This is a genomic window from Candidatus Binataceae bacterium, from assembly GCA_036495685.1.
GTDB lineage: Bacteria > Desulfobacterota > Binatia > Binatales > Binataceae > JAFAHS01.
Genome location: DASXMJ010000190.1, coordinates 1 through 14,291 on the forward strand (window position 1 = coordinate 1; position 14,291 = coordinate 14,291).

The 14,291-nt window shown below is 61.4% G+C and carries 15 protein-coding genes; 2 read left to right on the top strand and 13 right to left on the bottom strand.

Annotated features, from left to right (window positions below; translation table 11 throughout):
* From truB to infB, 4 genes are all read right to left on the bottom strand, one after another.
* Positions 1 to 603: tRNA pseudouridine(55) synthase TruB (gene truB, locus VGI36_17225; protein HEY2486889.1), on the bottom strand; the 603-nt coding region annotated here is incomplete at its 3' end.
* Positions 604 to 888: 285 nt separating this feature from the next.
* The gene (rbfA, locus tag VGI36_17230; protein HEY2486890.1) at positions 889 to 1,239 is read right to left on the bottom strand and encodes a 30S ribosome-binding factor RbfA; all 351 of its coding nucleotides are present in this window, start codon (positions 1,237 to 1,239) and stop codon (positions 889 to 891) included.
* Positions 1,240 to 1,287: 48 nt separating this feature from the next.
* Positions 1,288 to 1,575, bottom strand: coding sequence for a DUF503 domain-containing protein (locus VGI36_17235; protein ID HEY2486891.1), 288 nt, complete (start codon positions 1,573 to 1,575; stop codon positions 1,288 to 1,290).
* A 54-nt stretch (positions 1,576 to 1,629) separates the two neighbouring features.
* Complete coding sequence (gene infB / locus VGI36_17240; protein ID HEY2486892.1) at positions 1,630 to 3,747, bottom strand: translation initiation factor IF-2; 2,118 nt, start codon at positions 3,745 to 3,747, stop codon at positions 1,630 to 1,632.
* A 273-nt stretch (positions 3,748 to 4,020) separates the two neighbouring features.
* Here infB and VGI36_17245 point away from each other — a divergent pair, with 273 nt between their 5' ends.
* Positions 4,021 to 4,446 carry a hypothetical protein gene (locus VGI36_17245; protein ID HEY2486893.1) on the top strand — a complete coding sequence of 142 codons (426 nt, stop codon included), beginning with the start codon at positions 4,021 to 4,023 and terminating at the stop codon, positions 4,444 to 4,446.
* A gap of 56 nt (positions 4,447 to 4,502) precedes the next feature.
* Here VGI36_17245 and VGI36_17250 read toward each other — a convergent pair whose 3' ends face one another.
* The 3 genes from VGI36_17250 to rimP are packed head-to-tail and all read right to left on the bottom strand — an operon-like array spanning position 4,503 to position 6,822.
* Positions 4,503 to 4,826: a YlxR family protein gene (locus VGI36_17250; GenBank protein ID HEY2486894.1), complete on the bottom strand. Its 324-nt coding sequence runs from the start codon at positions 4,824 to 4,826 to the stop codon at positions 4,503 to 4,505.
* Between the two features lie 10 nt (positions 4,827 to 4,836).
* The gene (gene nusA / locus VGI36_17255) at positions 4,837 to 6,210 is read right to left on the bottom strand and encodes a transcription termination factor NusA (GenBank protein ID HEY2486895.1); all 1,374 of its coding nucleotides are present in this window, start codon (positions 6,208 to 6,210) and stop codon (positions 4,837 to 4,839) included.
* A gap of 45 nt (positions 6,211 to 6,255) precedes the next feature.
* On the bottom strand, positions 6,256 to 6,822 hold the full coding sequence (gene rimP / locus VGI36_17260) for a ribosome maturation factor RimP (protein ID HEY2486896.1): 567 nt from the start codon (positions 6,820 to 6,822) through the stop codon (positions 6,256 to 6,258).
* A 123-nt stretch (positions 6,823 to 6,945) separates the two neighbouring features.
* Here rimP and VGI36_17265 point away from each other — a divergent pair, with 123 nt between their 5' ends.
* Positions 6,946 to 8,199, top strand: coding sequence for an acyl-CoA thioesterase/bile acid-CoA:amino acid N-acyltransferase family protein (locus tag VGI36_17265; protein HEY2486897.1), 1,254 nt, complete (start codon positions 6,946 to 6,948; stop codon positions 8,197 to 8,199).
* A gap of 255 nt (positions 8,200 to 8,454) precedes the next feature.
* On the opposite strand, the gene VGI36_17270 is transcribed toward VGI36_17265, so the two are convergent.
* The 6 genes from VGI36_17270 to VGI36_17295 form a co-directional block, all read right to left on the bottom strand.
* Positions 8,455 to 8,580: a hypothetical protein gene (locus tag VGI36_17270; protein HEY2486898.1), complete on the bottom strand. Its 126-nt coding sequence runs from the start codon at positions 8,578 to 8,580 to the stop codon at positions 8,455 to 8,457.
* 230 nt (positions 8,581 to 8,810) lie between these two features.
* Positions 8,811 to 10,769 (bottom strand): acetate--CoA ligase, encoded by a 1,959-nt coding sequence (gene acs / locus VGI36_17275; protein ID HEY2486899.1) that lies wholly within the window; start codon positions 10,767 to 10,769, stop codon positions 8,811 to 8,813.
* A 2-nt stretch (positions 10,770 to 10,771) separates the two neighbouring features.
* Entirely contained in the window at positions 10,772 to 12,226 is a 1,455-nt protein-coding gene (locus tag VGI36_17280) for a DUF3536 domain-containing protein (GenBank protein ID HEY2486900.1), read from the bottom strand.
* Positions 12,227 to 12,312: 86 nt separating this feature from the next.
* Complete coding sequence (locus VGI36_17285) at positions 12,313 to 12,735, bottom strand: MaoC/PaaZ C-terminal domain-containing protein (protein ID HEY2486901.1); 423 nt, start codon at positions 12,733 to 12,735, stop codon at positions 12,313 to 12,315.
* A gap of 31 nt (positions 12,736 to 12,766) precedes the next feature.
* Positions 12,767 to 13,228, bottom strand: coding sequence for a MaoC family dehydratase N-terminal domain-containing protein (locus tag VGI36_17290; protein HEY2486902.1), 462 nt, complete (start codon positions 13,226 to 13,228; stop codon positions 12,767 to 12,769).
* A 152-nt stretch (positions 13,229 to 13,380) separates the two neighbouring features.
* Complete coding sequence (locus VGI36_17295) at positions 13,381 to 14,157, bottom strand: glucose 1-dehydrogenase (GenBank protein ID HEY2486903.1); 777 nt, start codon at positions 14,155 to 14,157, stop codon at positions 13,381 to 13,383.
* Positions 14,158 to 14,291: the final 134 nt, after the last annotated feature.

Consider the following 14,291-nt stretch of genomic DNA (forward strand, 5'->3'; position numbering starts at 1 on the left):
GGAAAACCCACCGCTTTGGAGCCGGCGAAGCTGCGCGAGATGTGCGGCCGACTGAAGTGCAACCCCGATATCACGTGCAAGCGCACGGACATAGGTTCCGGCCGAGCAGCCGAGCTCGAAGCGCAGCGTATCGTGCGAGGCAGTTTCGAGCTTCAGAAACTCGATTTCAATCTTGCGTGGCTGTGGCGGTCGCACATCCACGCCTTTCCGCGCCAGCCGGTACAGAGGCACGCCGGCCCGTTTGATCGCCGAAAACACTGGCGGAACCTGGCTGAGCGTCCCGCTGAATTGGCGCTCGATCGCAGCTACGCATTGAGGATTTAGCGGGGGTACGGGAGCGGTGCGGGCGACGGAGCCGTCGGGATCGAGGGTATCGGTCTCGACGCCTAGCTTGATAAGCCCCGCGTAGCGCTTGTCGCCCCCCTCCAGGAAGGGTGCAAGCTTGGTGGCCTCGCCAATCAAAATCGGCAGCACTCCGGTTGCGAAGGGATCGAGGGTGCCCAGATGTCCGACGCGCGCAGGTTTCACCGATCGTTTGATCCGCCTGACCACTTCCGCAGAGGTAATTCCCGCGGGTTTGTCGATTACGATCACGGCGTTCATCGCTGGCGCTAACCAAGATAGCCCACTCAGCCGGGTGGTTATAAGACGGATGCGCTTGAGGAGGAGGACCGGCCTCGATCAGGTGAGGCCGGTCCCCCCGGTCTCGGGTGGGTCGAGACGGCTCGACGCGGTCCGCCCGCGCCGGTCGAGAGTTCAGCGCACGACGGTGGCGCCAGGCCCGATGACAGTTTGCCTAAACAAGCGTTCAGACAAACCGACCGTTTAGCAGATAGTGCTTCCGGCCGCAGATTGCAAGCGAAAGTCGCGTTGCTGGATTTCTTTCGACTACGGCTTGGGGCGTCCCTCGCGCAGCAGTTCACCGATTCGGGCGGCGCGCTCGAGCCCGGGGTCGAATTCGAAATCCAGTTCGGGGGTATAGCGAAGCCCGAGAGAGCGGCCGATCTCGCGCCGGATGAACCCGGCGGCGCTCTTGAACCCGGCCACCGCAGCCGCCGCCTTCACGCTGCCTTCGATATGCGAGAAGCCGACCCGCCCATGCCGAAGATCATCGGTCATGGTAACGCCGGTCAGGGAAACGCCACGCAGTCGGGGATCCTTGAGGTCTCTGATCAGCATCGCAGAGAGTTCCCGCAGCACCAGCTCTGCCACTCGCTCCGATCTTCGTCCGCTACTCACCAGGTTTTCCCAACCGCGCGCCTCACCCGGGGAGGTGCCGCTTCTCGGTCAGCAGTTGATGATCTCGAGTTGTTCCTCTCCCAGGGGTGCCAAGCCGAGGGACTCGATAAAGTTCACTACCTCGCGCAGCGCACGGTCGACGAACGGGCGATCGCTTCCCACTTGGCAGATGCCGAGTTCGGCGCGCTGCCACATGTCGTGACCGTCTGATTCCGCGATTGAAACATTGAATTTGTTACGCACCCGATCTTTGATCGCGCGCAGCACCTGCCGCTTGCCCTTGAGCGAATGATTCTCCGGCAGGAAGAGCGTAAGCCGCAGTACACCGACGACCATTGCCCACCTCCCCTCCGATCGGGCGAAAATTCCGACCCGCGGGTGTTAGCTGCGTCAGGGCTGAAGCTGTTTTTCCGCGGCGGCCTGCCCTCGGGCAGTTTCGGGCTTGGGCGTCTCCAGCTTCCGCAACACGGCTTCCAGCTCAAACGACTCGATGACGTCGCCCGGCTTGACGTCGTTGAAATTCTCCAGTCCGACACCACATTCGAAATTAGTTAGCACCTCGCGCACGTCATCCTTGAAGCGCTTGAGCGAGCCGACCTTTCCTTCCCACACGACCCGGCCGTCACGCACCAATCGCACGCGCGCGCTGCGCGTGATCTTTCCATCCACGACCATCGAACCGGCGACGGTGCCGCCCGGGACATTGAAAATTTTGCGAACTTCGACACGCCCCAGTTGCTTCTCACGGTAGGTGGGCGCGAGCAGTCCTTCCATGGCTTCGCGCATGTCGTTGATCGCTTCGTAGATGACGGTGTACGAGCGAATCTCGACACCCTCTTTCTCGGCAAGCTGGGCGGCTTTTGGTTCGGGACGGATATTGAACCCGAGGATAATCGCGCCGGATGCTGCCGCGAGAGTGACGTCCGTCTCGGAGATCGCCCCGGCCGAGGTGTGAATGACCTCGAGTTTGACTTCCTTGGTCGAAAGCCGGGTCAAAGCATCCGAAAGCGCCTCAACCGACCCCTGGACGTCGGCTTTCAAGATCACCTTGAGCTCTTTCACCTCGCCGGCTGCCATCCGCTCGCTCAAATCTTGGAGCGAAATTCGGCTGGTCTTGGCGAGCTCGCCCTCGCGCTGCTTGGATCGACGATACTCGGCAACCTGACGCGCCTTGGACTCCTCGGCTACCGCGACGAACGCGGTTCCCGGCTCGGGCACGCTGGAGAGACCGAAAATCTCGACCGGAGTTGATGGTCCCGCATCGGACAGCCGCTCTCCCCGATGGTCGAGCATCGCCCGGACGCGCCCGAAACTGAGTCCGCACACGAAGGGATCGCCCTGATGGAGCGTGCCCTCCTGGACCAGCACCGTGGCAACCGGGCCACGGCCGCGGTCCAGCTGTGACTCGACCACCGTACCGCGCGCGGGGCGCTGCGGATTGGCTTTGAGCTCCATCACGTCCGCCTGCAGAAGGATCATCTCAAGCAGCCGATCGATACCCTCGCGGGTGCGCGCCGAGACCGGCACTGTGATGGTCTCGCCGCCATAGTCCTCGGGGATCAGACCCTGCTCGGTGAGCCGTTGCTTGACGCGGTCGATATTGGCTTCGGGCAGATCGATCTTGTTGATCGCGACTATGATCGGAACCTTGGCGGCGCGCGAGTGATTGATCGCTTCGATCGTCTGAGGCATCACTCCCTCGCTGGCCGCTACCACCAAGACCACGATGTCGGTGACCTTGGCGCCGCGGGCGCGCATTGCGGTGAAGGCCTCGTGGCCGGGCGTGTCGACGAAGGTGATTTGACGACCATGCGCCTCGACCTGGTAGGCGCCGATGTGCTGGGTGATACCACCGAACTCCTTGGCGGTCACGTTGGTATGCCGAATCGCGTCGAGGAGCGAGGTCTTGCCGTGATCGACATGGCCCATCACGGTGACGACGGGAGGGCGCGGAAGGGCCTCGCCCTGTGCCGCCTCTTCGCTGGTCTCCTCGATGGCCTGTTCCGCATCGAACGCGACGTTCTCAACGCTGTAACCAAACTCGCTCGCGAGCAGGGTCGCGGTATCGACGTCGAGAACCTGGTTGAGCGTCGCCATCTGGCCGAGCTCCATCAATTTCTTGATGAGATCGCCGGCTTTGACGCCCATGTTGCGACCCAGGTCGCCAACGGTCACGCCTTCGGTGATCCGTACCACGCGCTTGGATGCCCTGGGCGTGGTGATCTCGGTTTTCTTCTGCTCCTTGCCGGGAAGCGCGCGCCGTTTTTTGGGGACGCGCAACCCACGCATTTCCCGCTCGGCGGTGAAATCGACGGTGCCTTTCTTGACGACCTTCTTTTTGAGACCGCGCGCCCCGGGCTTTCCTGAATTTCCAGGTGGCGGTACCGCTTCGGGCGGGGGGACTGGTGGCGCACCAAAGCGACCCGGGGGCGTGCCGGGGCGCTGCCCACCAGGTCCCGGGCGCCCGACTGGCCCGACAGGGCGCGCGGGCGTTGGTTTTGCACGCAAATCGATCCTGCCGAGAACCTTGGGGCCCCGCTGCCCATCATCCAACGAGGGGGCCGAAGAGGGAGACTTGGTCAGATTAATCGCCCGCCTGTCTAATGGAGGTGGCGTCCTCGGAGCACCATTGCGCACCTCCGCGACCGGTGGCGGAGCCGGTCGGCGAAGATCCCGCTCGGCCGGAGGACTCGCAGGGCGCGCAACCGCAGCCGGCGGTTGTGGAGCGGCCGGCTTAGGCGCGCCCGCGACCAACACCGGTTCAGCAGGACCCGGCTCCGGGTGAGCAACCGGAACTGCTTCGGATTGCGTCGCTTCAAGCGCAGAAGACGGGGCCGCCGCGGATACCGGCTCCAATGGATCTGGTGGTTCAACCACGACCGCGGGAGGTTCCGGGAGGAAGGGCTCGACAAACGGTTCCTCGGCCGCCTTCTCGACCTCGAAATGAAATGGCTGTTCAGGTTGTCCGGCACCGGCGGCGGGCTCTGTATGGCGCCGACGCATGACGGTGGCGTTAAGACGTTTCTCGACTATTTTACCTGCGCTGGTTTCGACGACGGTCTCGCGGCGCAGAAGTGCGGCCCGATGCGCCTGCTCATCGAGGTCGGCCTTGATTCTATCGACCTCGTTCTGACCGAGGAGGCTCGAGTCGGAGTGTGCATGTCCAAGTTTGAGGCGAGCGCAGCTCTGCAGAACCTCGTCGACTGAGACGCCCCATTCGGCCGCAAGAGTCTTGATCCGCTTTCGCGCCATTCCGACCTATCCTATTCGAGCGCCGGTTTTCTATCCAGACGCTCCCTGATTCTCTCAACTACGAAACTTCGCTGCTCCCTGTCGATCTTCATCCGCAGCGACCGGAACTCCCTGACTTTCGCCCTGATGAATCGCTCCAGGCAGTCGTGCTGCGGATGGAGATAGCCGCCGCGCCCTGGTCTGCGCCCCTCAAAATCAGCTTGGACGCCTCCCGCAGCGGCGACGATTCGCACCATCGCGTTCTTGTCAGACGGTTTCATGCAGCCCAGGCAGGTGCGAACCGGGCCGGGCCATAGAACCGTCGCTTCCAACTTCTTGCGGGCAGCACTTCGCACGTCCTCCTGCTCAGGGCTTTTGTTCGGCGCCCGCGGCCTCCACACTCTCTCTTTCGGCCGCCGCTTCCACCGCGGCTTCGGCAGCTTGCGCGGCGCGCGCTCTATCTGCTTCCGCTTCGGCGGCCGCTCGCGCCTGCTCTTTTTCGCGCTTGTCGGCGACGTGCGTACGCGCCGCGGCGATGATCTGACGGGCGCGTTCTGGGCTTATGCCCTCGACATCAAAGTTCTCCTCGTCGGCCTCGGCCAGTTGCTCGGAGGAGCGGAAGCCCCATTGGAACAGCAGTTCCGCGTTGATGTCGCCGATTCCCGGAATCGCGTTGAGCGAGGCGCGTGCCGCGCGCGCCTCTTCCTCGGCCTCGGCCTCACTGCGCACATCGAGCTTCCATCCGGTGAGTCGGTGTGCGAGACGGACGTTCTGCCCACGCTTGCCAATGGCCAGTGACAGCTGATCGTCAGGGACAATAACCTCCATGCCATGCTCGTCTTCGTCGATGACGACCTTGGAAACCTTGGCCGGTGCGAGCGCGCGGCAGACCAGTTCCGCCTGATCATCGGTCCAGGGAACGATGTCGATCTTTTCGCCGCGCAGTTCCTGCACGACGGCCTGCACCCGAGTGCCTTTCATGCCGACGCACGCGCCGACCGGGTCAACATCGGAGTCCTTTGAATAGACCGCGACCTTGGCGCGACCGCCAGGTTCTCGCGCACATTGCCGGATCTCGACGATACCTTCGTACATTTCGGGAACCTCCTGGGTGAACAATCCGATCAGGAAGTCGTTGGAGGTTCGCGAAAGCACGATCGAGAGGCCCTTTTCGGAAAGGTCCACATCGAGAATCAGTGCGCGGATTCGATCGCCCTGGCGATAACGCTCGTGCGGGATCTGTTCTTTCTCGGGCAAGATCGCTTCGGTGCGGCCCAGATTCACGATCATGTTCTTGCGCTCGAAGCGCTGCACGATCCCTGAAACAATTTCGCCCTTGCGATCCTTGAATTCGTTGTAGATCTGTTTGCGCTCGGCGTCGCGGATGTGCTGGATGAGGTTCTGCTTCGCTGCCTGTGCCGCGATCCGGCCCATGGTCGCCGTGTCCAGCTTGATGAGGATTTCATCACCGACCTGCGCTTCGGGATCGTATTTCGTGTGAGCTTCTTCGAGCGTTGCTTCCGCCGACGCGTTGGTCACGTTTTCGACCACGGTTTTGATCTCAAAGAGTTCAATCTCACCGAGTTCGGTGTTGAAGCGCGACTCGATGTTGCGTTCGGCGCCGAAGGTCCGGCGCGCCGCGGAATGCATCATCTCCTCGACCGCGTTGATGACGATCGATTTGTCGATCCCTTTTTCCTTGGAGACCTGCTCGATGACCCGATTCAGATCAACTTGCATAGCCGCCTCCCTTTAGCGCTTGTAACCCGCGCAGCATTTTCGAAATCAGTCGCCAAAATCGTACTCATAGTTCGCTCGCTGTATCTCTTCGAACGCGATCGCCACCCGGCGATGACTCGACTCATCGTCGAGTTCGATCCCCTCTGCATTCACCTCGACCAGCTTGCCGATAAACGCCTTCTGTCCCGCGTGCGCATGATGAGTTCGAATTTTCACGCGCTCGCCGCGTACGGCGGCAAAATGCTCAAGCTTGCGCAGAGGCCGATTCACTCCTGGCGAGGAGACCTCCAAGGTGTAGCGACCCTCTATCGGGTCATAAACATCCAGCAAATCACCCAAAACCGGGCTCAATTTCTCCAAATCGTCAAGACCGATCCCGCCGCCCGGCTTATCGACCAGGAGTCGCAGCAGCGAGTTCCGGGTCCCCTTGTGATAATCCACCGAGACCAGCTCGTACCCCTGCCGCTCGATATGCGGCTCCAGGAGTTCCGCAATCTTTGCGCCCACCGGGTGCAGCGCTACAACGTTCATCCTCTGCGTCTTGTCCAGCACCGGAATGCACGAAATTTCCTGGACAATTCCAACAAAAAAGTGGGCGAAGAGCCCACTCACCTCAAAAAGGATACCTCGCCTTAGCCGAGTCAGCAAGGCTGGTATCCCGGGCCTATAAACAGCGCTTTTTATTTGCCGTGTGCCGCGTTTCGGCGGGCGGGCCAAGTGTGATAGGCGGCAGGTGTGCGCATCGAGGTCTTCCCGCTCAAGACGCTCTACGACGAACCGTTGCAGATCCGGGTGACCGGGGCACCGCCTGCGCGCGCCCTCACCGTCAAGGCCTCCGCCTTCGACGGACTGAAACGCCGCTGGAGCTCCGAGGCCACCTTCGTCTCCGCGGAAAATGGTGAGGTGGATCTCGTTTACGAAGCGCCGCGCTCGGGCTCGTACCGCACCGCCGACGCGAATGGTCTGCTGTGGTCGATGCAACTCGATCCGAACGTTGAGCAGAGGACCGCATTTTCGGTGCTCCACGCCGAGGATGTGACCATAGGGCTCTCGGTCGAGCTTGACGGAGTCGAACGTGCGGCCGCACAGGTGGAGCGCCAATTCCTAACCGTCCAGACCATACGCGAAGAAGTACGTAGCGAGGGTCTGGTAGCGTCGTTTTTTCATCCGAAAGAAGGCGTGCATCCTGGGGTCATTGTCCTTGGCGGATCGGGCGGGGGTCTTGCCGAGGATCTTCCGGCGTTGTTGGCAAGTCACGGCTACGCGGTGCTTTCGCTTGGCTATTTCCTAATGCCGGGACTGCCCCAGGAGCTGGTGGAGATTCCGTTGGAGTATTTCGCGCGCGCGATCGCGTGGCTCAAGCGCAATCCGGCGGTTCGCGGGAACCTGCTTGCGGTCTCGGGAGCGTCGCGCGGCGGAGAACTGGCGCTCTTGTTGGGCGCCACCTTTGCGGACCTCAAGGCGGTAGTCGCGTATGTGCCAAGCGGGGTAGTTTGGCCCGGCATCGGAGGTAGTGGGGAGTCACCCAAATCTGCATGGAGTTGGCACGGCACGCCGGTCGAGTGCATGGTGACCGCCGCACCGGACCCTGCGCTGTGGAGCAAATCGCCAGTGGCGATAAGCCCGTGGTTTGTCGAGTCGATCAAAAACCGCCAGCATCTCGACGCGGCCGCGATCGCGGTCGAAAACATCAACGGGCCGGTGCTCATGTTCTCCGGCACGGACGATCAGATGTGGCCTTCGCTGAATCTGGCAGACTTTGCGGTTCAGCGGTTGGCAACTAGAAATTTTCCGCACCCCTATGAGCATGTAAGCTACGCGGGGGCGGGTCACTTTATCCGTTTCCCTTACAGTCCCCCACTCAGCGCGATCTTTCATCCCGTTACCAAGATGATGATGGCGCTGGGAGGAACCCCTGAGGCCAACCACATCGCGAATCTGGATTCCTGGCGGCGCTGTTTGTCGTTCCTAAAAAAGTTTCTCGGCTAAGGAGTCTGATGCGGCCTACCCGTGGCACAAAACGCAGCCCCGCAGCAGCGGGCCCTGCGTGGTGAGATGAACACTTTGGGACAGCTATAAGTTCGGAGAGTGACGATGCTGAAAAAATACAGCGGAAGTTGTCACTGCGGTGCGGTCCGGTTTGAGGTCGATTTGGACATCAGCGCGGGTACGAGCAAATGCAACTGCTCCATCTGCGTAAAAATGCGACTCTGGTCCTCTCAGGCACGGCCCGAGGCCTTCCACTTACTTGCGGGTGACAGCCAACTCACCGACTATCAGGGTTGCAACCAAGTCGCCCATCACGTCTTCTGCAGGCATTGTGGAGTGCGCGCCTTTGAGTGGGTCGATGTACCCAACATGTCTGGCCACAAATATTTCAGCATCAATCTCCGGTGCCTCGACGGTGTTAACGTTGATGAGCTGTGTGGCAGCGCCAGTGTCTTATCCCGATGGACGCAACAACGATTGGGGGTCACAAGCATCCGAGACGCGTCATTTGTAGAGTCCACTGCGGTCGTGATCGACTCGCTCTGCTTCTGGGAAACCGCTAGCAGCCTGGGACTTATCGGTCGGGCCGGGCGCGCGCCGCGACGGGGGCATTACTCTTCGTCGTCGCGGAGCTTGGCCAGCACCGACAGGTCTTCCAGCGTAGTGGTATCGCCCAGGGTCTGGTCGCCCGAAGCGATTTGCCGCAGCAGGCGGCGCATGATCTTACCGCTGCGGGTTTTGGGAAGCGCGTCGGTAAAACGAATTTCGTCGGGTCGCGCCAGTGCGCCAATTTCCTTGACCACATGCTCGCGCAGCTCTTGCTTTAGCTGGGCGCTGCCATTTCGGCCGCCTTCGAGGGTCACGAAGGCGACCACACCCTGCCCCTTCATTTCGTCTGGCCGTCCCACCACGGCGGCCTCGGCCACGCTCGCGTGCGAGACGAGCGCGCTCTCGACCTCCATCGTGCCGAGACGATGACCTGAAACGTTAACGACATCATCGACGCGGCCCATTATCCAGAAGTAGCCATCCTCGTCGCGGCGCGCGCCATCACCGGTGAAATAGACTCCGTCGATTTGGCTGAAGTACTGCTGCTGGTAGCGCTCGGGGTCGCGGAACACCGTGCGCAACATTCCAGGCCAGGGCCGTTTGATCACGAGCAAGCCACCCTGGTTCACGCCGACCGATTTGCCATCGTGAGTGACGACCTCAGCAGCCACGCCGGGCAGCGGCCGGGTGGCCGAACCGGGTTTGGTGGCTATCGCACCGGGCACCGGCGCGATCATGATGCCGCCGGTTTCAGTTTGCCACCAGGTATCGACGATGGGGCACCGGTCGCCACCAATGACCCGGCGGTACCAGATCCACGCCTCCGGATTAATCGGCTCGCCGACGGTGCCGAGCAGGCGCAGACTCGAGAGGTCGTGGTTCTTCACCCATGAGTCGCCCCACTTGAGGAAGGTGCGGATGGCGGTCGGCGCGGTATAGAAAATGCTGACGCCATATTTCTCGATAATCTGCCAGAAGCGATCTTCATGCGGAAAATTCGGTGCGCCCTCGTACATCACCGCCGTCGCGCCCGCCGCGAGCGGGCCGTAGACCGTGTAGCTGTGCCCTGTCACCCATCCGATGTCCGCCGTACACCAGAAAGTGTCTTCCTCCTTCAAATCGAACACCCACTTCATCGTCATCAGAGTGTGCGTCAGGTACCCGCCGATGGTGTGGACCACGCCCTTGGGTTTTCCGGTGGTACCGGAGGTGTAGAGCGTATACAGCATGTGTTCCGAGTCGAGCTGAGCTGGGGGACATTTCGGGCTCTGGCGCGAGACCAACTCATGCCACCAGACGTCGCGCCCGCTGCGCATACTGACCTTGTTGCCGACGCGCCGGAGAACCAGAACTTTTTGAATCGATGGACAGCGCTTCAGTGCTTCGTCGACATTGTTTTTGAGTTCGACTTGCGCGCCGCGACGCCATCCCGCATCGGCAGTGATGCACAGCTTGGCTTCCGCGTCATTGATGCGGTCGGCGAGCGCCTCCGCGGAGAATCCGCCGAAGACCACAGAATGGACGGCACCGATTCGCGCGCACGCCAGCATCGCGATAGCGGCTTCCGGCACCAGCGGCATGTAGATGGCAACACGGTCGCCCTCCTCCACGCCCAGTTCCTTGAGTGCGTTAGCGGCGCGTCCCACTTCATCGGCCAGCATCTGGTAGGTCAGTACTCGGCTGTCACCCGGCTCGCCTTCCCAGATGATTGCCGCCTTGTTGCGGCGCGCGCCTTTCAGATGACGGTCAAGGCAATTGTAGGAGGCATTGAGCGTACCGCCCACGAACCATTTGGCGAACGGAAATTTCCACTCCAGCACCTTGTCGAAGGGCTTGAACCAATCGAGGTTGCGGGCGCAGTCCGCCCAGAAGCCTTCGGGATCGTCGGCGGCGCGTTTGCACAGCGCTTCGTGCTCGGCGAGGCTTTTGATCCACGCCTTGGACGAGAACTCGGCGGGCGGCTCGAACTTGCGCACCTCGGTAAGGACGGAGTCGATTTGACCGCTGGGATTGGTTGCCACGTTCACACCCTCCCGCGCGCCTCGCGCGTCTTGAGGCTCAAGTACAGGGTCGCCGCATCGCCGACTTCATGACGGTTCGAGCGGATCTCGCGCAGGCGTGCGAGCAGTTCGCTTTCGATGCTTGGACTGTGCTCCGCCGCCAGCTCCACCGCGCGCGCCGCCCAACGCAGGGCAACGCGGCCCTCCGGACCGCCGAAATCGTCGAAGAACCAGGCACAACTGGTTAAGGTCGACTGTCCGGCGCGCACCATTTCAAACAGCCGAATCAGGCGCTCACGCGAAACCTCGCCAACGACACCAAATCTGGAGAACCAGTGCTCATGAGTCGCGGGATCGGAATCAATCATGAGCCGGATCGAGGCGCGCACTGCGCCTCGATGATCCTTCACTAGCGCCGGCGCGAAACGATCGTAAACCGCGTCGACGTGGTTGTTTACGAATTCCATTGCTGCGCGCAGCGGCGTCCGCCACCCTTGCCGGGTGCCGGCCTCGAGGCGACATCCGCATTCGGCGCGCCAGCGCTCGATGCCATGCGCGCAACTCCAGGAGCTGGGCGCTTCGATGAGGAACTTCCCCCTGGTTCCATGATCGGCGAGGTACTGCTCGCAGTTGGTCAGCACAATATCGTCGCGCCGCTGCAGCATGATCAACGCGCGCGCCAGTTCCGCAGCGCCCGTCTTCTTGTGGTGGCCGAACGTCTCGCCGTCGGTTGCGAACATCAACGAAGAACCTTCCGGTAACGCAAGCGCGGTCGCGGCCATCCACTCAGCCAGCCTTGCTCCGTCGTGTAAACCTTCTCCGAAGGAAATCGTTGATGACATCTCACGGTCGAAGCGGAAGACCGCGAGTTTGGCGTTTCCGTTGCTCCACAGGAAGGGTCCAGCAGCGCGAGTGTCAGTTGGGTCTCCCAGGTATTGCCCTTGTTGCGGTCCGAGGATGACGAACCTGATTCCCGCGGCCGCGACCGACGCCAGGGTCTCGGGATCGACAGCACACTCGGGCAGCCACATTCCCAGCGGACGGCGCCCGAAGCGGTATTCGAAATCGGTGATTCCCCAGGCGATCTGCAGATCGCGATCCCGTGGCGACAGCAGCGGCAGAATCGAATGATTGTAGGATTGCGCGATCGCGTTGCCGTGGCCGCCAAGCCGATCGCGCGACAGTGCATCGCCCCGCAGCAGCGCACGATAGGCGGCCTGGCCGTGATTAGCCAGCCACAGGGCCAGCGTCGGGCCTATGTCGAAGTTGACCGATTCGTAGTTGTTGCGGATATGGACGATGTGGCCCTCCATCGTGTGCGCATGAGCATTCGCGGTGTAGCACTCGCTCAGGATGCGTTCATTCCAGTTGGGGAATGGCGCCGCCCCAGACTCCTGACTGATGAGCCCCGTCCAGGGGCTCTCACGCGGGGGCTGGTAGAAATGGCCGTGAATAATGATGTAGCGCGGTTCGGGCATGGTACTAGTTATGTAGCGCGCCCGGGCGGATAGCCGAAAGACCACCCAACCCGAGGCCTGGTGCGGGAACTCAAACAAGGAGGCGGTCAGGAGGCAGCCGCGCGAAAGGAACCCTTGATAGCGGTCTCGCCCTTTTGATTTAGGACGACGAGGTCACCTTCGACCAGTTTCTCGCCGTTTTTCTCGACCTTGTTGGTGACTTTGCCGGTACAGGTAACCGTGTCGCCCGGCCAGACGCGGGTCGAAAACCTGACCTTGAATTGACGCACGTTTCCGATTCCCGCCCAATCGGTCAGCGCCTTGGACAATAATCCGGCCGTGAACATACCTTGCGCGAAGACCGTGGGAATTCCGGCGGCTTCCACGAAGGTCTGATCATAGTGCAGCGGCACGAAATCACCCGATGCACCGGCATAGCGAACGAAGTCGGGTCGAGTCAGGCCTTCGACCACAAACTTCGGTATTTCGTCCCCGATCTTGAGTGCGTCAAACTTGAGTTTTGCTGCCATTGGTTGCTGCTCCGAATTTGTCGTCGTGAAGTCAGTTCGCTTTAACCGCTTGCCCGGTTTCGACCAGAGTCGAGCGCGACACCGCGACCTTTTCGCCCTTCTGATTCGTGTATTCGGTCTCGGTAACCAGGAACGTCATCTTGCCGCCGCGTCCGCCTTCCTTCTCATAGACATCGGCGACCTTGGTGACGCCGGTAAGGGTATCGCCGACAAAAATCGGGTTGAAGAACTCGAACTCCTGCTCACCGTGCAGGATACGCCGAAGGTCGAAGTTACCCATGCCGGGGCCCGAATCGGCGTCGGTCCAGAATGCGCTGGTCTGCAGAAAGGTGACCGGCAGCGGGATGCCGCCGAGCTCCTTCTTTCCTTTATCCGGATCGAAATACAGAAGGTCAGGATCTTTGATAGCCCGCGCGAATTCGCGCACCTTGCTCCACTCGATGGGCATCTTGAACGGCTTTCCCGCCCGCCCGACGATACTCTTGTCGGCCATGTGCGTTTCCTCTCTCGTTATCGGAACACGTCTGGTCTGGTTTTTCGGGGCGGCGAACCCGCCAGGGCCCCGCCGTCCCGACAATCAGATTGCCGTACCACGACCCGTGGTCATGCGACAAGTATCGCACCAGCAGAGGTCGGCGCGGCAGGTTATTCAGCAGCGCGCGGCGCCTGTCCGCCGTCAACTATCAGCAGCGCACCGGTCACGTAGCTGGATGCATCGGAAACCAGAAAGATGCACGGATGCGCGATTTCTTCGACCGCGCCGAAGCGGCGCAGCGCCCGCGAGCGCGCCACCATCTCTTTGACCTGGGGATTCGGCCACACGCGAGGGGCTGCGCCCTCGGTATCGATGGGTCCGGGGGCGATGCAATTTACCCTGATGCCCTGCGCTCCCCACTCGCCAGCGTGAGAAACGGTCAGGTTGATCACCCCAGCCTTGGACGCGCCGTAGGGAAGCATCTCCGGCGATCCATGAACTCCGGCGGTTGAAGAAATATTTATAATCGATCCGCCCGACTTCTGCGCCATAAACTGTCGCGCCGCGGCACGTGAGCAGAAGAAAACGCCATCGAGGTTGATACCGATGACTGCGCGCCATCCGTTCGGGGAAAGGTTCAGGCTGGGGGTGGTAATGCTGGCGCCATGGTTGTTGATGAGCGCATCGACATGCCCGAAATGTTTCACCGCCTCCGCCACCATCGCATCGCACTGCGCGTCATCGCGCACGTCGCAGAGCGCCAGCTCACACTGGCCGCCCGCACTGCGGATTTCTGCGCGCACTTTTTCGAGGTTTTCGGCTTTGCGGCTGGCAATGAGAACCGGCGCACCGCGTTTTGCGAACTCCTTGGCGATCGATTCACCTATTCCGGTGCCACCGCCGGTTACGATGGTTACTTTACCTTCTACGCTGAATGGGTCCTTCAAGCCTCACCTGCTCCTTCTGGTTTTACCGGCTCCGCCGCTGGCATTTGTGCCTAGCGAGGTTGTAGGCACCCTTCGTACGCGGGCACTCGTCACGCCAGGCCGGGGTCGCTGAATATATCGGGTGGTGAGAAAAT